The 17,625-nt window shown below is 73.6% G+C and carries 17 protein-coding genes; 10 read left to right on the forward strand and 7 right to left on the reverse strand.

Annotation, left to right across the window (positions count from 1 at the left end):
• Positions 1-149: 149 nt before the first annotated feature.
• Complete coding sequence (locus tag ACFV7Q_RS33880; RefSeq protein WP_385434557.1) at positions 150-881, forward strand: class I SAM-dependent methyltransferase; 732 nt, start codon at positions 150-152, stop codon at positions 879-881.
• A gap of 86 nt (positions 882-967) precedes the next feature.
• Here the strand turns inward: ACFV7Q_RS33880 and ACFV7Q_RS33885 are convergent, their stop codons facing one another.
• On the reverse strand, positions 968-2,629 hold the full coding sequence (locus ACFV7Q_RS33885) for a FadD3 family acyl-CoA ligase (protein ID WP_385434559.1): 1,662 nt from the start codon (positions 2,627-2,629) through the stop codon (positions 968-970).
• A gap of 142 nt (positions 2,630-2,771) precedes the next feature.
• Here ACFV7Q_RS33885 and ACFV7Q_RS33890 point away from each other — a divergent pair, with 142 nt between their 5' ends.
• From ACFV7Q_RS33890 to ACFV7Q_RS33900, 3 genes are read left to right on the forward strand one after another with little or no spacing between them, the layout of a single operon-like run.
• A complete protein-coding gene (locus ACFV7Q_RS33890; RefSeq protein WP_385434562.1) occupies positions 2,772-3,923 on the forward strand; it encodes a lipid-transfer protein in 1,152 nt (383 codons plus the stop codon).
• A gap of 36 nt (positions 3,924-3,959) precedes the next feature.
• Positions 3,960-4,406 (forward strand): Zn-ribbon domain-containing OB-fold protein, encoded by a 447-nt coding sequence (locus ACFV7Q_RS33895; RefSeq protein WP_385434564.1) that lies wholly within the window; start codon positions 3,960-3,962, stop codon positions 4,404-4,406.
• A complete protein-coding gene (locus tag ACFV7Q_RS33900) occupies positions 4,403-5,179 on the forward strand; it encodes an enoyl-CoA hydratase/isomerase family protein (protein ID WP_385434566.1) in 777 nt (258 codons plus the stop codon). Before ACFV7Q_RS33895 ends, ACFV7Q_RS33900 begins: the two co-directional genes overlap by 4 nt.
• Before the next feature lie 7 nt (positions 5,180-5,186).
• On the opposite strand, the gene ACFV7Q_RS33905 is transcribed toward ACFV7Q_RS33900, so the two are convergent.
• Complete coding sequence (locus ACFV7Q_RS33905) at positions 5,187-5,738, reverse strand: hypothetical protein (protein WP_385434568.1); 552 nt, start codon at positions 5,736-5,738, stop codon at positions 5,187-5,189.
• Positions 5,739-5,884: 146 nt separating this feature from the next.
• Between ACFV7Q_RS33905 and ACFV7Q_RS33910 the strand changes: the two genes are divergently transcribed.
• The 4 genes from ACFV7Q_RS33910 to ACFV7Q_RS33925 are packed head-to-tail and all read left to right on the forward strand — an operon-like array spanning position 5,885 to position 8,769.
• A complete protein-coding gene (locus tag ACFV7Q_RS33910; protein ID WP_385434570.1) occupies positions 5,885-6,349 on the forward strand; it encodes a hypothetical protein in 465 nt (154 codons plus the stop codon).
• Between the two features lie 13 nt (positions 6,350-6,362).
• Positions 6,363-7,727 (forward strand): hypothetical protein, encoded by a 1,365-nt coding sequence (locus ACFV7Q_RS33915; protein WP_385434572.1) that lies wholly within the window; start codon positions 6,363-6,365, stop codon positions 7,725-7,727.
• A gap of 32 nt (positions 7,728-7,759) precedes the next feature.
• On the forward strand, positions 7,760-8,257 hold the full coding sequence (locus ACFV7Q_RS33920; protein WP_385434574.1) for a hypothetical protein: 498 nt from the start codon (positions 7,760-7,762) through the stop codon (positions 8,255-8,257).
• Positions 8,258-8,283: 26 nt separating this feature from the next.
• Complete coding sequence (locus ACFV7Q_RS33925) at positions 8,284-8,769, forward strand: hypothetical protein (protein ID WP_385434576.1); 486 nt, start codon at positions 8,284-8,286, stop codon at positions 8,767-8,769.
• Positions 8,770-8,872: 103 nt separating this feature from the next.
• Here ACFV7Q_RS33925 and ACFV7Q_RS33930 read toward each other — a convergent pair whose 3' ends face one another.
• From ACFV7Q_RS33930 to ACFV7Q_RS33940, 3 genes are all read right to left on the reverse strand, one after another.
• Positions 8,873-9,367, reverse strand: a complete 495-nt coding sequence (locus ACFV7Q_RS33930) for a peptidylprolyl isomerase (RefSeq protein ID WP_385434578.1) — start codon at positions 9,365-9,367, stop codon at positions 8,873-8,875.
• A 213-nt stretch (positions 9,368-9,580) separates the two neighbouring features.
• Positions 9,581-12,073, reverse strand: a complete 2,493-nt coding sequence (locus ACFV7Q_RS33935) for a PQQ-binding-like beta-propeller repeat protein (protein WP_385434580.1) — start codon at positions 12,071-12,073, stop codon at positions 9,581-9,583.
• A 299-nt stretch (positions 12,074-12,372) separates the two neighbouring features.
• Entirely contained in the window at positions 12,373-13,188 is an 816-nt protein-coding gene (locus ACFV7Q_RS33940) for a VOC family protein (protein ID WP_385434582.1), read from the reverse strand.
• 310 nt (positions 13,189-13,498) lie between these two features.
• Here ACFV7Q_RS33940 and ACFV7Q_RS33945 point away from each other — a divergent pair, with 310 nt between their 5' ends.
• On the forward strand, positions 13,499-14,146 hold the full coding sequence (locus ACFV7Q_RS33945; protein WP_385434584.1) for a TetR family transcriptional regulator: 648 nt from the start codon (positions 13,499-13,501) through the stop codon (positions 14,144-14,146).
• Between the two features lie 181 nt (positions 14,147-14,327).
• Here ACFV7Q_RS33945 and ACFV7Q_RS33950 read toward each other — a convergent pair whose 3' ends face one another.
• On the reverse strand, positions 14,328-14,801 hold the full coding sequence (locus ACFV7Q_RS33950; protein ID WP_385434586.1) for a nitroreductase family deazaflavin-dependent oxidoreductase: 474 nt from the start codon (positions 14,799-14,801) through the stop codon (positions 14,328-14,330).
• Positions 14,801-16,078, reverse strand: coding sequence for an acyl-CoA dehydrogenase family protein (locus tag ACFV7Q_RS33955; protein ID WP_385434591.1), 1,278 nt, complete (start codon positions 16,076-16,078; stop codon positions 14,801-14,803). Before ACFV7Q_RS33955 ends, ACFV7Q_RS33950 begins: the two co-directional genes overlap by 1 nt.
• A gap of 133 nt (positions 16,079-16,211) precedes the next feature.
• Here ACFV7Q_RS33955 and ACFV7Q_RS33960 point away from each other — a divergent pair, with 133 nt between their 5' ends.
• Positions 16,212-17,486, forward strand: coding sequence for an acetyl-CoA acetyltransferase (locus tag ACFV7Q_RS33960; protein ID WP_385434589.1), 1,275 nt, complete (start codon positions 16,212-16,214; stop codon positions 17,484-17,486).
• Positions 17,487-17,625 lie beyond the last annotated feature (139 nt).

Below are 17,625 nucleotides of genomic sequence, written 5' to 3' on the forward strand. Positions count from 1 at the left end.
GAGGGGGAGCCACCGCGGCCGCCGCGTGCGTGCGCGCAGGGGCCGGACCCGGTCGCCCCGCGCTCACGCTTCCCTCCCGACCCGGGTCGACCGAACCGGTCCCGGCCCTTGAGCCGGACTCCGCTCGCCTGATCTGAGACGCTGGAACCGTGTTCACCTCCCAGGGACCGAGCCTTCGCGAGCTCGCCGTACAAGCCCTCTCGTCGGTCGAGCGCGGTTACGACCTGCTCGCGCCGAAGTTCGACCACACGCCGTTCCGCACCCCGGACCGCATGCTCGACGCCGTCGAGGAAGCGCTCGCCCAGCACGGGGGCTCCTTCGGCTCCGGCCTGGACGTCTGCTGCGGCACGGGCGCGGGTCTCGGCATGCTGCGCCGGTTGTGCCGGGACCGGGTGACCGGCGTCGACCTGAGCGCGGGCATGCTGGCCGAGGCGGAGCGGCTGTACGGCGGTGACCGGGTGGAACTGCTGCGCGCCGATGCCCGGGCGCTGCCGCCCGGGCTCGCGGACACGTACGACCTGGCGGTCAGCTTCGGGGCGTTCGGGCACTTCCTGCCGGCCGAACGGCCCGCCCTCTTCGGCGGGGTCCACCGCGCGCTGCGCCCGGGCGGCGTGTTCGCGTTCCCGATCGGGGCGCCGATCCCGTCGACCTCCCCGCTGTGGTGGGCGGTGGCGGGCTTCGACGCGGTGATGCGGCTCCGCAACGCGGTGTGGCGGCCGCCGTTCGTCATGTACTACCGGACGTTCCCGTGGGGCGGGGTCCGCGCGGACCTGCGGGCGGCCGGGTTCACGGTGGAGACCGTGCCGCTGGAGCCCTTCGGCCGCCTCCCGGACGGCAGTCCGCGCTGGCGGCTCGTCCTCGCCCGCAAGGACGTCCGGTAGCACCGGTCGAACCCGTCAAACCGGAAGGACCGGCGGCCCGGCGACCCGGCGGCGACCCGGCGGCGACCCGGCGGCGGGTGGACGTCTCAGCGGTCACGCAGTTCCCGTTTGAGGACCTTGCCGCTCGCGTTGCGCGGGAGCTCGGCGACGAACTGCACGGCACGCGGGACCTTGTAGTTGGCCATCTCCCGCCGGGACCAGGCGATCAGGTCGTCGGCGGTGAGCGTGGAGCCGGGGCGGCGCACCGCGTACGCTTTGCCGACCTCGCCGAGCCGTGGGTCGGGGATGCCGACGACCGCGACGTCGGCGATGTCCGGGTGCAGGCCGAGGAGTTGTTCGATCTCGGCGGGGTAGGCGTTGAAGCCGCCGACGATGAACATGTCCTTGATCCGGTCGGTGATGCGCAGGTTGCCCTCACCGTCGAGGACTCCGACGTCGCCGGTGCGCAGCCAGCCGTCGGGGGTGATGGTGCGGGCCGTCTCGTCCGGGTCCTCGAAGTACCCCTGCATGACGTGGTGGCCGCGTACCCGCACCTCGCCCGCCTCGCCCGCGGGCAGGGCCCGGCCGTCGCCGTCCGTGATGCGGATCTCGGTGCCGGGGACGGCCCGCCCGGAGGTGGTGGCAATGACCTCGGCCGGGTCGCCGCGGCGGCACATGGAGACGATGCCGCCGGCCTCGGAGAGCCCGTAGGCGGTGAGGACGGTGTCGATGCGGAGTTCGTCGCGGAGCCGCTCGACGAGCCTCAGCGGGACCACGGCGGCGCCGGTGACGACCAGGCGGAGGGTGGACAGGTCGTGGTGGTCGCGGTGGGGGTGGTCGAGGAGGGACTGGTGGAGGGTGGGTGGGCCGGGAAGCACGGAGATCTTCTCGGCGGCGATGTTGGCGAGGGCGGTGTCCGCGTTGAAGACGGGTTGGGGGACCATCGTGGCGCCGCGCATCAGACAGGCGAGGATGCCGGCCTTGTAGCCGAAGGTGTGGAAGAAGGGGTTCACGATCAGGTAGCGGTCGCCCTCGCGCAGTCCGGCGAGTTCGCTCCACACCTCGTAGCAGCGCAGGGACTGGGCGTGGGTGATGACGGCGCCCTTGGGTCTGCCGGTGGTGCCCGAGGTGAAGATGATGTCGGAGGGGTCTTCCGGGCGGATGGATTCTGCACGCCGGTGGACGGCCCCGGCGGGTACGGCGTCGCCGCCGGCCAGGAAGTCCTTCCAGGTGCGGAAGTCCTCGGGGGCGTCATCGGCGAGGACGACGACCTGTTCGAGGTGCGGCAGGCCGGGGAGCGGGCCGCGGCCCCCGGCGGGGCCCTGGGCGGCGGCCCGGCGCAGGGAGGCCACGTAGGAGGTGCCGAGGAAGGTGCCGGTGACGAACAGCAGCCGGGCCCGGCTGCGCTGGAGGACGTACGCCGCTTCCGTGCCCTTGAAGCGCGTGTTGAGGGGGACGAGGACGGCGCCCGCGGAGACGGCGCCGAGGGCGCAGACGATCCAGTCGGTGGTGTTGGGCGCCCATACGGCGACCCGGTCGCCCGGCTCGATCCCGGCGGCGAGGGTGGCGGCCGCGGCCCGTTCGATGCGCTCGCCGAGCTGCGCGTAGCTCAGTCGGGTGCGGCCGTCGACGACGGCCTCGCGGTCGGCGTGGTGGGTGGCGGCGGCTCGCACCAGCCCGGCGATGCTGCCCCAGCGCAGGTCGCCCCGTACGTCCTCGCCCGCGGTCGCACGACCCGGTGCCCGTGCTGCCCCCCGTATGGAACGCATGGAACCGGCACCCGGTCCGTGCCCGGTTCCGCGTACGCCTTCGCCCATCGTCCGCCTCCCCACGACCCACTAGCTGACTATCCGTCAGATTAGCTGTAGCCTTCGCGGCTGTCAGCACTGGCGCGGCCCCCGGAGGTGGCGGATGGCGGCAACACTCAAGGACGCGACGGCGATCGTCGGAATCGGCCAGACGCCCTTCGCCAGACACCTGGCCGAGTCCGAGAAGGAGCTCGCCTGCCGGGCGGTCCTCGCCGCCCTCGGGGACGCCGGCATCGCCCCCGCCGAAGTCGACGCCTTCGCCTCGTACACCATGGAGGAGACCGACGAGGTCGAGGTCGCCAAGGCCGTGGGCGCCGGCGACGTCACCTTCTTCTCGAAGGTCGGCTACGGAGGCGGTGGCTCCTGCGCCACCGTCGGCCACCTGGCCGCCGCCGTCGCCACCGGCCAGGCCACCGTCGGGGTCGCCTGGCGCTCCCGCAAACGCGGCTCCGGCCCCCGCCCCTGGACCAACACCGCCGTACAGCTGCCCACCCCCGGCCAGTGGACGCGCCCGTTCGGCCTGCTCCGGCCCGCCGACGAGATCGCCATGCTGGCCCGCCGCTACATGCACGACCACGGAGCCACCCGCGACCACCTCTTCAACGTGGCCATGGCCTGCCGGAACCGGGCCAACGAGAACCCGGCCGCGATCATGTACGACCGGCCGCTGACCCGCGAGATGTACATGACCTCCCGCATGATCAGCGAACCGCTCTGCCTGTTCGACAACTGCCTGGAGACCGACGGCGCCCTGGCCTGCGTCATCGTCTCCGCCGAGCGCGCCCGGGACTGCCGGCAGCGCCCCGTCTACGTGCACTCCGTCGCCCAGGGCCTGCCCGCCCAGCACCACGGCATGGTCAACTACTGGAACGACGACCCGCTCACCGGGCCCGCCTGGACCGCCGCCCGGCACCTGTGGAAGCACGCCGACTTCGGCCCCCAGGACGTCGACGTCGCCCAGATCTACGACGCGTTCACCCCGCTGATCCTGCTGTCCCTGGAGGGCTACGGCTTCTGTGCGCGCGGCGAGGGCGCCGCCTACACCGAGGGCGGGGCCCTGGAGACCGGCGGCCGGCTCCCGATCAACACCGGCGGCGGCGGCCTGTCCGAGGCCTACGTGCACGGCTTCAACCTGATCACCGAGGGCGTCAAGCAGCTGCGCGGCACCTCGACCGCCCAGGTGCCCGGCGCCGCGACCTGCCTGGTGACGGCGGGCGAGGGCGTCCCGACGTCCGCGCTCCTGCTGCGCGCCTGAACCATCCCGCGACGACCGAGGAGACGAGGTACCACCGTGAGCGCGGCCCCCGAAGAGCTGCTCCCGCCCGTCCCGGACGCCGACGGCGCCCCCTTCTGGGAGTACGCCGCCCGCGGCGAACTCCGCGTCCAGGCCTGCACCGCCTGCGGCAGGCTCCGCTTCCCTCCCCGCCCCTGCTGCCCGCACTGCCAGTCCTTCGCCTCCGAGTGGCGCCCCACGAGCGGCCGGGGCCGCATCTGGTCGTACGTCCGGCCGCACCCGCCGCTGCTGCCCGCCTACGCGGCGCAGGCCCCGTACAACGTCGTCCTCGTGGAGCTCGCCGACGCCCCGCACATCCGGCTCGCCGGGAACCTCGTCACCTCGGCCGACGCCCCGCTGAACTCGGTGGACCCGGCGCGGCTGCGCATCGGTGCGCGCGTCCAGGCGGTGTTCGCCGACGCGGGCGGGATCACCGTGCCGCGCTGGGTGCTGGAGAAGGCATGACGCTGCGGGTGGAGCGGGGCGGGACCGACGGGGTCGCGGTCGTCACCCTGGACCGGGAGCGCCGGCACAACGCGATCGACCTGGAGACCGCCGCCGCACTGACGGCGGTGTGGCGGGAGTTCCGGTACGACGACGGGGTCCGGGCGGTGGTGCTGACGGGGGCGGGCCGGGCCGCGTTCTGCACCGGCATCGACCGGGCCGCGTCCGTCCCGCAGCCGGGTTCCCCGTACTCGGCCGACGACCCGCTGGCGGCGATCGGCCCGAAGGCGGCCGACCTGTGGAAGCCGGTGGTCGCCGCCGTCAACGGCATGGCCTGCGGAGGGGCGTTCTACCTGCTCGGCGAGGCCGAGTTCATCATCGCCTCCGACACGGCGACCTTCTTCGACCCCCACACCTCGTACGGGATGGTCAGCGCCTACGAGGCCGTGTACATGGCCCAGCGGATGCCGTTCGGCGAAGCCGCCCGCATGTCCCTGATGGGCACGGCGGAGCGGCTCTCGGCCCGGCGGGCGTACGAGATCGGGCTGGTTTCGGAGCTGGCCGCGCCCGCGGAGCTGCCCGAGGCGGCCCTGCGGGCGGCGCGGACGCTGGCCGGCTTCCCCACGGAGGCCGTTCAGGGCACCGTCCGGGCCCTGTGGTCGGCGAAGCAGGCGGCCCTGCAGCAGGCCCTGGCACAGGCTCCGGCGCTCATCGCGCTGGGCAACCTGCCGCCCGAGCGGCAGGCGGCCCTGTTCGCGGGCCGGCGAACCGCGCCGGAGCCGCAGGTGCGGTGAGCGGGCGTCAGAACGGGCCGTCGAGGGACTTCTGCGAGGTGGCGCGGTAGCAGGCGGAGACGACCGAGAAGGTGAGCGCGGCCTTGCCCTGCCCCGCGCTTTTGGCGCCCGTGACCGTCAAGTCGTAGCCGTCGGCCCGGTGCGCGGCTCGGACCTGCGGGCCCTGCGCCCCTCCCCCGTCGACCTTCCATCCGTGCTCCGGCAGCGCCGTGCGGAGGTGGGCCAGGCCCGCGTCCACGTCCGCATCGGTGAGACCGGACACCGTCCACGGGTGGGAGGTGGAGAACAGGTCCTTGCCGTACTCCGCACACCGCGACACGTCCACCCCGGTGTCGCTCACGGTGCCCTTGACGCCGGTCAGCCCCAGCAGCCGCTGCGCGGTCTCCCGCGACTTCTCGCGCGCCGGATCGGGATCCATCCGCCGTGGCTGGTAAGCGAGTTCTTTGCCGCTCGAACACCCCGTGGACAGGCTCGTCACCGCCATCAGCGCGGCAGCGGCAGCCAGTGCCCGCATGCCGACGGACCGGCGGGAACCCGCAGCTCGTCCCGTATCTGCCATGTCGTTCGTCCCTCCGTGGTCCCGTCCCGTCCGGCTCCGGCGCCCCGCCGGGCGCGCATTCGCGCACGCGCCCGGCGGGCAGGACCGCTTGGCCGGTTCGCAGTTGCCGTGCATATGATCGGCGCCAGCCGACGGGGAGCGCAGACATGTCAAATGAACTCGGTCCGGACCAGCAGGTGAGCATGCGGCTGAACGGCGAGGGGCCGCTGGCCCCCGGCGCCAGCGCACCGCCGCCACCACTGCTGCAGTCCCCGAGCCTCACACCGCCACCGCTGCTGCAGGCGCCGGGCGGGCAGGACTTCGCCTCCACACCGGCCGAGAAGAAGGCGGCCGCGAACACGATCGAGACCGAGCTCCAACCGAACACGCAGAAGGCCTCGACCCACGCGGACGACTCGACCGGCGCCGCCCAGAAGGGCTTCGACGGCTGGGAGACGGCCGCCGGCCTGAAGAAGGTGGCGGAGACCTGGGACCAGCAGGTGAAGAACCTGATCGCCCGCCTCGAAGCGGAGAAGAACGCCCTGCGCGGGGCCTCGGGCCTCTTCGCACGCAACGACGTCGGACTGGGCAACGACTTCCTCGCGACGAAGTCGAAGCTGAACGGCCTGTAGGGGGAGCCGAGCTGTGGCACTGAACTACCACGAGGTCATGACCACGAACTTCGGCCTGCTCGGGACGGCAGCCGGAAAGTGGGAGACCATGGCGGGCGAGCTGAAGAAGGTCGAGACCCGCTACGGCAACACCGTCCAGAAGATCACCATGACCGAGAACTGGGCCGGCTTCAGCTCCGTGAGCGCCCAGAAGGGCTTCGCGGCCACCCGCTACGAGTACGCGGCGGCCCAGGTCCAGGCGAAGGCGATCGCGAGCCTGCTGCGCGACGCCCAGGAGAAGTTCACCGACCTGAAGAAGAAGCTCGAAAGCGCCCGGGAAGACGCGATAGCCGCCGGCATGACCGTCTCCGCGGAGGGGCGCGTCGCCTTCGACTACTCCAAGCTCACCCCGGGCGAGCGCAGCGCCTACCACCACGACCCCGACGGCCAGAAGGCGGTCACCGAGGCCGTCGGCAAGTGGCAGAAGCACATCGACGACCGGGTGAAGGCCGTCACCGAACTCGACCAGAACATCAAGTCGGTCCTGGAGACCGCCGTCATCGACAGCAACAAGGACGGCCTCGGCAAGGGCGCCGACATGTCCCTCAGCGGGTTCAACGCAGGCGCCACGGGCGACCTGAACCAGGCCCTGAAGGACGTGACGGCCGCACAGGAGCAGGCGGCCAAGGAGGCCGAGGCGGCGAAGAACGGGCCGAAGGCCGAAGGCGGCCTCAAGATCACCGGCCCCGACGCGGGGGTCCAGGTCAGCGGCCAGAAGTACGGCAAGGAAGGCTCGGCCAAGGCGTACGCGGACCTCTTCAAGATGACCGCGGAGGGCAAGTACCAGAACGGGGACCTGACGCTCTCGGGCATCGACGACATCACCCTCGGGGCCAGGGCCAGCGCGAACTACGGCCTGACCCACGACGGCCTCGTGGGCAAGGCCGAGACCTCCGCGGGCGTCAGGGCCCTGGTCGAGGGACGCGGCGACTACAGCCACTGGGGCGGGGCCTACGGCCGCTTCGAGGGGTTCGGCGGCGGAGAGGCCGCGGTCAGCGGCTCGGCCCGGTGGGACGGCGTCAGCGCCGGCGCGAAGGCTTTCGCCGGCGGGAAGGCCAGCGTCGCCGGGGGCGGGGAGGTCGCCGGACTCGGAGCCGGCGCCACGGCCGAGGGATGGGCCGGCGCGGGCGCTGAGGCCAAGGTGACCTTCGGCAAGGGCGAGGACGGCAAGTGGCACATCGGCGGCAAGGCGGGTGTCGCCCTCGGGATCGGCGGCGCCGTGGGCGGCGAGTTCACCGTGGACACCGACAAGATGAGCAAGGCCGCCGGCGACGCGGCCGACTGGGTGGGCGACACCGCCGGCGACATCAAGGACGGCGTCGTCGGCCTGTTCGACTGACGTGCTCCGCCAGGGAAGGAAGGCCTGAGTAAATGCCCACAGAACTGCCGATTCCGATCGAGTTCAGCCTGCCGGAGGGCTGGCGGCCGGCCCCTCCGGACGAGGTCGGCGCTCCGGGCGTGGCGTTCGTCGCACTGCATCCCGAGCCGGATGCGGGGTTCACCGCCAACATCACCATCGACGGCGACTTCTGGACGGGCGGGGAAACCCTCGCCGACATGGCCGAGGCGTCGGTGGAGCGGCTGCGCGGGGTCGCCGGGCCGGTGACCGTGGCCGGCCGCCGCGAGTTCGGCTCCGAGGACGCGCCCGGCCTCGGGCAGCGGCTGACGTTCTCCGCCGTCGTGGGCGGCGTCCCTCGGGAACTCGTCCAGTCCCAGGTCTACCTGTCCATGCAGGACGTGACGGACCCGCACGAGCGCGTGGTGATCCGGCTGATCCTGACCGTCACCGCGGCCCAGGAGGACGGCGTCCGCGGGGACTTCCAGGAATTCCTGCGGAGCGTGGGCCCCGACGTCGCGGCGGGGGCCTGACGGTGGGTCGCCTCTGGGACAAGTGGATGGGCACCCAGCACGCCGACAGCGGTGCCGAAGCGGTACCCGCCCAGGAGCTGCGGGCCGCGCTCCTCGCCCTCAACGGCACCGGCGTGCCGTTCGGCGTGCGCGAGGCCGGCGGCGGGGTCGACCTGATGGCGGAGTGGAAGTTCCTGGAGCCGGCCTGGGGTACGGGGCTGAACCGGCGGCAGGTCGAGCGGACCGTCAGGATCTCCATGAGGCTGCTCGCCGAGGACCGTGAGGTGCGGGCCATGGACGAGCAGTGGGAGGTGACCCGGGCGGGACCCGCGCCCGGCCGGACCGTGGAGCGCTCCCACGGCCGGGGCCCCGTGCGCAGGTTCAACAAGGAGTGGACCTACGAGAAGGGGCCCGACGGGCGCCGGCAGAAGGTCGGATCGTTCGACGTGGACGTCACGCGGGACATGAAGGATCCCCTGCGCAAAGCCGTCCTCGGGGCGGGATGGACCTGGCGCGGCGTCTACAGGATGTGACCGGCTGCTCCGCAGCGACACGGCTAAGGCCCCGCCCGTATGTGGGCGGGGCCTCCGGCCGTATCGGGGTCGGCCCCCGGAGCGGAAGGGATCGGCCCTCGGATCAGGCCTCGACGACGCCCGAAGCCGCGATCTCGATCTTGGCGCGGGTGGTGCCGGACGGCGAGCCCAGCTTCTCGATCGCGTCGACGACCTCGGTGCCCGCGACGACCTCGCCGAAGACGACGTGCTTGCCGTCCAGCCACGGGGTGACGACCGTGGTGATGAAGAACTGCGAGCCGTTGGTGTTGCGGCCGGCGTTCGCCATCGACAGCAGGTACGGGCGGTCGTGCTTCAGCTGGAAGTTCTCGTCGGCGAACTTCTCGCCGTAGATGCTCTTGCCGCCGGTGCCGTTCTGGTTGGTGAAGTCACCGCCCTGCAGCATGAACTGCGGGATGACGCGGTGGAACGGCGAGCCCGCGTAGCCGAAGCCGTGCTCGCCGGTGGCCAGCTCGCGGAAGTTCTTCGTCGTCTTCGGGACGACCTCGTCGAAGAGGCGGAAGACGATCCGGCCGGCGGCCTCGCCGTTGATGTTGATATCGAAGTAGACGTTGCTCATGGGGTCCATCCTGTCACTCCCGGTGCCGTGCGCGACCCGGCGGGGCCGTGACCCGGCCCCGTGCCGCCCCGCGAAGCCTGCGCGAACCGCCGCGAACCGCCGCGAAGGCCGTGCGGACCGGGCGCGAACCGGGCGGACCCCGCCGCCCGCCCCGTGGTCCCGCCGGCGCCGGCGCGGCCGGCGGTCACCGGCCGCCGCCCGCCGCCCGCCGGCTCATCCGGCCGTACGCGTCCCCGTTCCCTTGGCCGCGTCGAGCGCGTACACGCAGCGGTCCTTGCTGCACGCGTACACCACGCCGCCCTCCGCGACCGGCGCCCCGGTGATCTCCCCGCCGGTGGCCAGCTTCCAGCGGAGCTGCCCGCCGGCCGCGTCCAGGGTGTACAGGCAGTGGTCGGCCGAGCCGAAGTGCACCCGGCCGTCGGCGACCGCCGGCGAGCCGGTGATCTCGCCGCCCGCCGCGAACCGCCACTTCGGGGTACCGGTGACCGCGTCGAGCGTGTACAGGGCGCTACCCGCGCCCAGGTGGATGCTGCCGGCCGCGATCAGCACCGGGTCCGCGGACGACCGCGGCTCGGTGGCGATGCGCCAGCGGTCCTTGCCGGTGGTCGCGTCCAGGGCGTACACGGTGCCCAGGTAGTCCACCAGGTACACGCCGCCGCCGGTCACGGCGGCGCCCGGCGCGAACGCGGGCGGGGCCAGGAACACGGCCGGGGCCTCGAAGTGCCAGCGGACGCGGCCCGACGCCCGGTCCACGGACAGGACACGGGTGCCGGCGGCGATGTAGGTGTTGCCGTCGGGGGCCGGGGTGACCCGTACCGGCACGTTGCCGCAGGAGGCCGCGTCGCCGACCGGGTACGACCAGGCCTCCAGGCCGCTTCGGGCGTCCAGGGCACGCAGCCGCGCGTCCTGCCACACGTAGACCGTCCCCTCGTGCAGGACGGGGGCCGCCTCGGGCGTCTCGAAGTCGCTCTGCGCCCCGGTCAGCTCCCACAGCTTCTGCCCGCTGGAGGCCTCCCAGGCCTGTACGCCGCCGCCGCGGGTGGCGGTGACGACGGTGCCGCGGTCGGCGCGCAGGCCGTACACCCAGGCGTCGGTGGTCAGCCGCCACCGCTCGGATCCGTCGGAGGCGTCGAGGGCGTACAGGGAGGGGCCGTCGGAGGCGTGGATGCGGCCGTCGGCGACGGCCATGGACCAGGCGACGTCGCGGGTCTTGAACTGGCGGCGGCCGGTGGCCACGTCCAGGGCGTGCACCTCGAAGGAGGTGACGTAGAGGAGGTCGCCGGCGACGGTCGGGGTGCCCCAGACCTCGTTCGACATGCGGAACCGCCAGGGGCGCCAGCGGCCGCTGTCGGGGGCCGGGCCGGGGTTCGGCACGGACGTGGCCGCGGACGACGGCGTCGCGGAGTGGGCGGGGGCCGCGGAGGCGCCGCCCGGCGGGCGGACCCAGCCGGTCGCCGAGTCGGCGGAGCCGGCGTGGGCGGCGGGCGCCGACGCGCTCGCGCGCGGCCCGGGCCCGATCGGCACCGGGGAGCCGCCGAGGCGCACCGGCTCGCCGGAGGGCGCGGGCACGGCGCCGGGCGCCGACGAGGGCGACGACGTCGGTCGGGGCGGGTGCGCGGGGCGCTGCGGGATGGGCTGGCCGGTCCGCGGGTCGACATTGGGGTCGGCGAGCCCGCGGGGCGCGTGCCGGTGCGTGGGCACGTCGGCGGGCTGCCGCTGGCCGCCGACAGCGCCGCCACCGGGGCCGCCACCGGGGCCACCGGGGCCACCGGGGCCGCGTCCGGGCGCCGAGACCGGTGCGGCCACCGTGCGCTGCCCGGCCCGCCGGGCCTCGATCAGCGCGACGGCGCGCCCGGGCAGCCACGCCGACGCGGTCCCGCTGTCGTCGCCGCCGTCGAAGAGGTGCGGGGCGAGCTGGGCCTGGAGGTCGGCGGGGGTGGGGCGCTGCGCGGCCTCCATCTGCATGCAGGACTCGATGAGCGGGCGCAGCTCCTCGGGCAGCCCCTCCAGGTTGGGCTCGTCCCGCAACAGCATGAACACGGTCTCCACCGGGTTCGCCCCGTGGTAGGGCGGGTGCCCGGTCGCGGCGAAGACGAGGGTGGAGCCGAGCGAGAAGACGTCGCTGGCGCCCTTGACGCTGCGCGAGTCCTTCGCCTGCTCGGGCGACATGTAGGCGGGGGTGCCGACGGCGACGTTCGTCATGGTCAGGCGGGTGTTGGAGACGCCGCTCGCGATACCGAAGTCGATCACGCGCGGGCCGTCCTCGACGACGAGCACGTTCGACGGCTTCAGGTCGCGGTGGACCAGGCCCGCCCCGTGGATGGACTGCAGCGCCTCGGCGATGCCGGCGGCGAGCCACCGTACGGCCTGGACGGGCATCGGCCCGCACTCGTTGACGATCTCCTCCAGGGAGGGCGCCGGGACGTACGCGGTCGCCAGCCACGGCACGGCGGCACGCGGATCGGCGTCGACCACGGCCGCGGTGTAGAAGCCGGACACGGCGCGCGCCGCCTCCACCTCGCGGGTGAAGCGCACCCGGAACAGTTGGTCCTCGGCGAGCTCCGTCCGCACGGTCTTGATCGCCACCCGGCGTCCGGACGCCGACCGTGCGAGATAGACCAGCCCCATGCCGCCGGCGCCGAGCCGTCCCAGCACCTCGAAGGGGCCGATCCGTCTCGGGTCGTGCTGCGTCAGCTGCTCCACCACTCGCCTCACACCTCCCCGTACGGGCCTTGGCCTGGCCCGTTTCCACCTGCACGCGCGCCGGCACGGTGGTCGGCCTCCGTGCAGCGTTGCATTCCGGGCGCCGCCCGGAGTCGCGCAACCCCGATTCTGTCAGGCCCGCGCCCAGGGCGTGTCGTCACAGTCGGGGCCGCGCCCGGACGCGTCGCCCGGAGCGGGCCGGGGAGGGCGGTCCGGGCCGCCCGGAGGGGCGGCTCCAGGCCGGTCGGGGCGGCCCGGAAGGGGGTTGTCAGGGGGGCCGGGCGGGCCCGGAAAGAGAGGCTTCAGGCGGGTTCGGGCGGGCCGGCGGGCTGCCCGGAGGACTCCGAGAGCAGCGCGAAGACCGCGCCCTGGTTGTCCGCGACGACCGCGATCCGCCCGTAGGGCGTGTCGAAGGGGTCGGCGGTGACGCGGCCGCCGAGCCGCTTGACGATCTCGACGGACCGGTCGCAGTCCGGGACGGCGAAGTACGCGAGGAAGTGCGCCGGCATGACGTCCGGGAAGGCGTCGGTGATGAGGCTGCGCCCCAGGACGGCCGTCTCGGCCCCGGGCGCGCTGCCGGGCGGGGACCACAGCCGGTACTCGACGCCGGAGCCGTCGTCGTCCTGGTCCTCGGGGACGAAGCCGAAGACGTTGGCGTAGAAGACGTCGACGGCGTCGCGGGCCCGGGTGTAGAGCTCCGCCCAGCAGTAGGTGTACGGCTCCTGCTGGGCCTCGAAGCCGTGGTGGGTGCCGGGCTGCCACAGGCCGAATACGGCCCCGCCGGGGTCGGCGGCCAGGGCCGCGGTGCCGTACGGGCCGACGGGCTGCGGGTCCATCACCATCTGGCCGCCGGAGGCGCGGATGCGGGCGGCGCAGGCGTAGGCGTCGTTGGTGTAGAGGTAGATCCCCCAGACGGTGGGCATGCGGCCGTCGGGCTTCGGGGCGAGGGCGGCGACGTTGCGGCCGCGGCTGTAGGCCTGGGTGTAGCCGCCGTACTCGGCGCCGGCGCTCCCGCTGAAGGTCCACCCGAAGAGCTCGCCGTAGAAGCGCTTGCCCGCCTCGACGTCCGGGAGCGAGGCGTCCACCCAGCAGGGCGTGCCTTCCGCGAATGCGGCCATGGCCCGTTTCCTTCCGTTGTGCGGGGGTGTGTACCCTCCGTACGCTCCCGTGCAGCTCCCAGTGATGTCCCTGCGGCCATGATCTGCCCGAAGACTTGTCCACAGCCTGTTGACAAGACTAATCGGGGGATAATGGAAGAAAGCGGCCACCCCCTCGGGCGGCTGGACCGGACCGCACCCCTGGCCGGAAACCGGCCCGAAGCCGCCCGCCGGACCCTTCGGGAGCGCCCATTGCCCAGGCCAGGTATCACGTAACCCCATTTGCAGGCGGCCGAATCGCGCCCACATCACCCCTCGGTAAGCTGACGGCATGACAGGACAAGTACGCACCGTCGACGGCCGCGTTGCCGGCCGACGCGGTCAGGCGACGCGGCAGAAGCTGCTCGACTGCCTCGGCGAGATGCTCAGCTCCTCGCCGTACCGCGACGTCAAGGTCATCGACGTCGCCCGCAAGGCCGGAACCTCCCCCGCGACCTTCTACCAGTACTTCCCGGACGTCGAGGGCGCCGTCCTGGAGATCGCCGAGCAAATGGCGACCGAGGGCGCGCAGTTGACCTCGCTCGTCGAGGGGCGCAGCTGGGTCGGCAAGGCCGGTTGGCAGGCGGCCGAAGAGCTCGTCGAGGGCTTCCTGGACTTCTGGCGGCGCAACGACGCGATCCTGCGCGTCGTCGACCTCGGCGCGGCCGAGGGCGACAAGCGCTTCTACAAGATCCGCATGAAGATCCTGAACTCCGTCACCAACTCCCTTACGGAGTCGATCAAGGAGCTCCAGGCGAAGGGCAAGGTCGACAAGGACCTCAGCCCGGCGGCGATGGCGGGCTCGCTGGTCGCGATGCTGGCCGCGGTCGCCTCGCACCAGAAGGGCTTCCAGACCTGGGGCGTCAAGCAGGCCGAGCTCAGGCCGAACCTGGCCCTGCTGGTGCACCTGGGCATGACCGGCAAGAAGCCGACCAGGTAACGGCGGACCTGCGGGCCACCGGACCGCCGGCCCGCCGGGTCACGGAGTCGCCCCTCCCGGTCCGCCGCCACCGGGCCCCGACCCCACCGGGTCCCGGCCTCACCGGGTCCCGAGCCCACCGGGTCCCGCCGTTGCCCGGCCCACCGTTACCGAGTCCTGCTGCGACGGGGACCCGCCGCGGTCAACGGCGCTCCAGGCGGAACAACCGGATCTCGCGCTCGATGCGCGCCTGGTACGCCGCGTACGGCGGCCAGAACCCCAGCACGGCCCGCCATGCCGCGGCGCGCTCCGCGCCCTGCAGCAGCCGTGCCCGTACGGCGATGTCCTGGCCCTTCCAACTCACGTGCGCATCAGGATGTTTGAGCAGGTTCGCGGTCCACGCCGGGTGCCCGGGCCGGCCGAAGTTGGAGCCGATCAGGATCCACCCGGCGCCGGACTCCTCCGGCATGCAGGCGAGCGGCGTGCTGCGGGGCTGCCCGGTCCTGGCTCCCTTCACGGTGAGGATCACCCCGGGGAGCATGCGGGCGCTGGGGATGACCCGGCCGCGCGTGAGTCGGTGCACCGCCTTGTCCAGGGCGGGAATGACGTGGGGTGCGATCCTCGCGAACAGCATGGTCGACGAGACCTTCTGGACGAGCTTGACGCCGAGAGCCATCAGACGGCCGCCTTCGCGCTGGGGTGGAGGGGGGTGGTGGAGGCGCCGGGGGAGCCGGGGGTGCCGGAGGCGGTGGCTGCGCCGGAGGCGGTGGCTGCATCCGCGGTGAACAGGCCCGCCTCGCGGGCCGCGTGCGCCCGCAGGCGGTGGACCGGGCCGAACAGCAGATCGTCGGCCGCCGCCCGTTTGAAGTACAGGTGGGCTTCGTGCTCCCAGGTGAAGCCGATGCCGCCGTGCAGCTGGATCGCCTCGCCCGCCGTCAGCCGCAGGGCCTCCAACGCCTGGGCGAGGGCGAGTCCGCCCTGCCCCGGGTTCCATGCCGCGTAGTACGCGGCCGACCGGGCCGCCTGGACCTGTACGTACAGGTCGGCGAGCCGGTGCTTGACCGCCTGGAACGAACCGATCGCCCGGCCGAACTGCTCCCGGGTGCGCACGTACTCCACCGTCCGGTCCAGCGCCTGGCCGGCCGCCCCGGCCGCCTCGGCGGCGAGCACGGCGGCGGCGGTGCGCCCGGTGGCCGCCAGCGCACGGAGCACGCCGTCGCCGGAGCCGCCGTCGCCCCCCTCCTCCAGCACGTCGGCCTCCACGTCGCGCAGCTGAACGCGGGCCTGCGGCCGGGTCTCGTCCAGCGCGGTCTGCCTCGCCCGGACGAGCCCGGGCGCGTGCTCCCGCACCAGGAAGAGCAGGGTCCGGCTCCGCGCGAAGCCACCCGTGTGCGCGGGTACCAGCAGGAGGCCGGCGCTGTGCCCGTCGAGCACCTGGACGGCCTCCCCGTACAGCCGCCAGCCGCCTCCCTCGGCCCGGCGCGCCTGCACCCCGCCGGCCCGGCCCCCGCCGGCCCAGTCGCCCGGGGCGTTGTCGGCGGTCAGTCCGAGGGCCGTGGACAGGGCCGGGCCGGGGACCGCGAGCGCCGCAGTGAGTCCGCCGGTGGCGAGCTGCGGCAGCAGCGCGGAGCGTTGCGCGGCACTCCCGAGGGCGGTGATCAACGGCACGGCCAGCGCGGCGGTCGCGAACAGCGGCGAGGGCAGCAGCGCCCGCCCGGTCTCCTCGCAGGCCAGCGCCAGGTCACCGGGGGCGCAGCCCACGCCTGCGTACTCTTCGGCCACCGCGATGCCGGGCAGGCCGACCTGCTGCGCCAGCCGTCCCCACAGCTCCCGGTCGTACCCGTCGGGGGTGCGGACGGCGGCCTTGACCTCGTCGGGGCCGCAGCGCTTGGCCAGGATCTCGCGCAGGGTACGGCGCATCCCGTCCTGCTCCGCGGTGAAGGCTGCATCCATCATCGGGCTCCTCCCCGTATCTGACGGCGCGTCATATTAGGGCGGGCGCCCCCAGATGCCCAGAGGCGCAACGGGTCACGGCGACCCGATCCGGGGCCTAGAACTGACACGCAGTCAGCTGTACGGTCCTCTCATGCCTGGACCCCTGCCCGGACCCGCGCCCGGCCCCCTGCCCGGTTCTCTGCCCGGCCCTGCGGCTGGACCTCTGGCTGGGCCTCCGAGCGGCCCCTCGCCCTCTCCCGCCGCACCGCGCCGCAGGGTCGCGGTCGTCGGCGTCGCCCTCTCGGACTGCGGCCGCGTCGACGGCACCACTCCGTACGCCCTGCACGCCCAGGCCGCCCGGCGCGCCCTGGCCGACTCCGGCCTGGACCGCTCCGTCATCGACGGCTTCGCCTCGGCCGGCCTCGGTACGCTCGCCCCGGTCGAGGTGGCCGAGTACCTGGGCCTGCGGCCCTCCTGGGTCGACTCCACCTCGGTCGGCGGCTCCACCTGGGAGGTCATGGCCGCGCACGCGGCCGACGCCATCGCCGCCGGCCACGCACGCGCCGTCCTGCTGGTCTACGGATCCACCGCCCGAGCGGACATCAAGGCCCGGCGCCGCACCTCGAACCTCTCCTTCGGCGCGCGCGGGCCGCTGCAGTTCGAGGTCCCGTACGGGCACACGCTCGTCGCCAAGTACGCGATGGCGGCCCGCCGCCACATGCACCAGTACGGGACCACCCTGGAGCAGCTCGCCTCGGTCGCCGTACAGGCCCGCGCGAACGCGGCCACCAACCCGGACGCGATGTTCCGCGACCCGATCACGGTCGACGAGGTCCTGTCCGGCGAGGTGATCGCCGACCCCTTCACCAAGCTGCACTGCTGCATCCGCTCCGACGGCGGCTGCGCGGTCCTGCTGGCGGCCGAGGACTGCGTGCCGGACACCGCCAAGAGGCCGGTCTGGGTCCTGGGGACGGGCACCGCCGTCTCCCACACGGCCATGTCGGAGTGGGAGGACTTCACGGTGTCCCCGGCCGCCGTCTCGGGCCGACTGGCCTTCCGGCGGGCGGGGCTCACACCCGCGGACGTGGACGTCGCAGAGTTGTACGACGCCTTCACGTACATGACCCTCGTGGCCCTGGAGGACCTCGGGTTCTGCGCGAAGGGGGAGGGCGGAGCCTTCGTGGAGAAGGGCCGCCTGCTGCGGGACGGCGAGCTGCCGGTCAACACCGACGGCGGCGGGCTCTCGGCCTGCCACCCGGGCATGCGCGGACTGTTCCTGCTGGTCGAGGCGGTCCGCCAACTCCGTGGCGAACGCGGCCCGGGGCAGGTCACCCGCCGCGACGGCACCCTCCCCGAGGTGGCCCTGGCCTCGGGCACGGGAGGCTGGTTCTGCTCGTCGGGGACGGTGATCCTGGGGCGGGGGTGAGGGGCCCGCCCCGCCGGCCCGCCCCGCCGGCCCCGGCACGTCCCGTACAAGGCAGCCCTGCACGGCCGCATCTTCGCCAAGGTGGACCGTGCTTTCCCGTCCTCGCAGGTCTGCTCGGCCTGCGGATTCAGGGACGGCC

The organism is Streptomyces sp. NPDC059851 (assembly GCF_042732005.1).
Taxonomy (GTDB): domain Bacteria; phylum Actinomycetota; class Actinomycetes; order Streptomycetales; family Streptomycetaceae; genus Streptomyces.

Coding starts and splice junctions, on each gene's coding strand:
- ACFV7Q_RS33905 (WP_385434568.1), bottom strand. CDS start 5,738: ATGGCAGATACGGGACGAGCTGCGGGTTCCCGCCGGTCCGTCGGCATG.
- ACFV7Q_RS33940 (WP_385434582.1), bottom strand. CDS start 13,188: ATGGCCGCATTCGCGGAAGGCACGCCCTGCTGGGTGGACGCCTCGCTC.
- ACFV7Q_RS33885 (WP_385434559.1), bottom strand. CDS start 2,629: ATGCGTTCCATACGGGGGGCAGCACGGGCACCGGGTCGTGCGACCGCG.
- ACFV7Q_RS33890 (WP_385434562.1), top strand. CDS start 2,772: ATGGCGGCAACACTCAAGGACGCGACGGCGATCGTCGGAATCGGCCAG.
- ACFV7Q_RS33925 (WP_385434576.1), top strand. CDS start 8,284: ATGGGCACCCAGCACGCCGACAGCGGTGCCGAAGCGGTACCCGCCCAG.
- ACFV7Q_RS33920 (WP_385434574.1), top strand. CDS start 7,760: ATGCCCACAGAACTGCCGATTCCGATCGAGTTCAGCCTGCCGGAGGGC.
- ACFV7Q_RS33930 (WP_385434578.1), bottom strand. CDS start 9,367: ATGAGCAACGTCTACTTCGATATCAACATCAACGGCGAGGCCGCCGGC.
- ACFV7Q_RS33955 (WP_385434591.1), bottom strand. CDS start 16,078: ATGGATGCAGCCTTCACCGCGGAGCAGGACGGGATGCGCCGTACCCTG.
- ACFV7Q_RS33900 (WP_385434566.1), top strand. CDS start 4,403: ATGACGCTGCGGGTGGAGCGGGGCGGGACCGACGGGGTCGCGGTCGTC.
- ACFV7Q_RS33960 (WP_385434589.1), top strand. CDS start 16,212: ATGCCTGGACCCCTGCCCGGACCCGCGCCCGGCCCCCTGCCCGGTTCT.
- ACFV7Q_RS33945 (WP_385434584.1), top strand. CDS start 13,499: ATGACAGGACAAGTACGCACCGTCGACGGCCGCGTTGCCGGCCGACGC.
- ACFV7Q_RS33950 (WP_385434586.1), bottom strand. CDS start 14,801: ATGGCTCTCGGCGTCAAGCTCGTCCAGAAGGTCTCGTCGACCATGCTG.
- ACFV7Q_RS33910 (WP_385434570.1), top strand. CDS start 5,885: ATGTCAAATGAACTCGGTCCGGACCAGCAGGTGAGCATGCGGCTGAAC.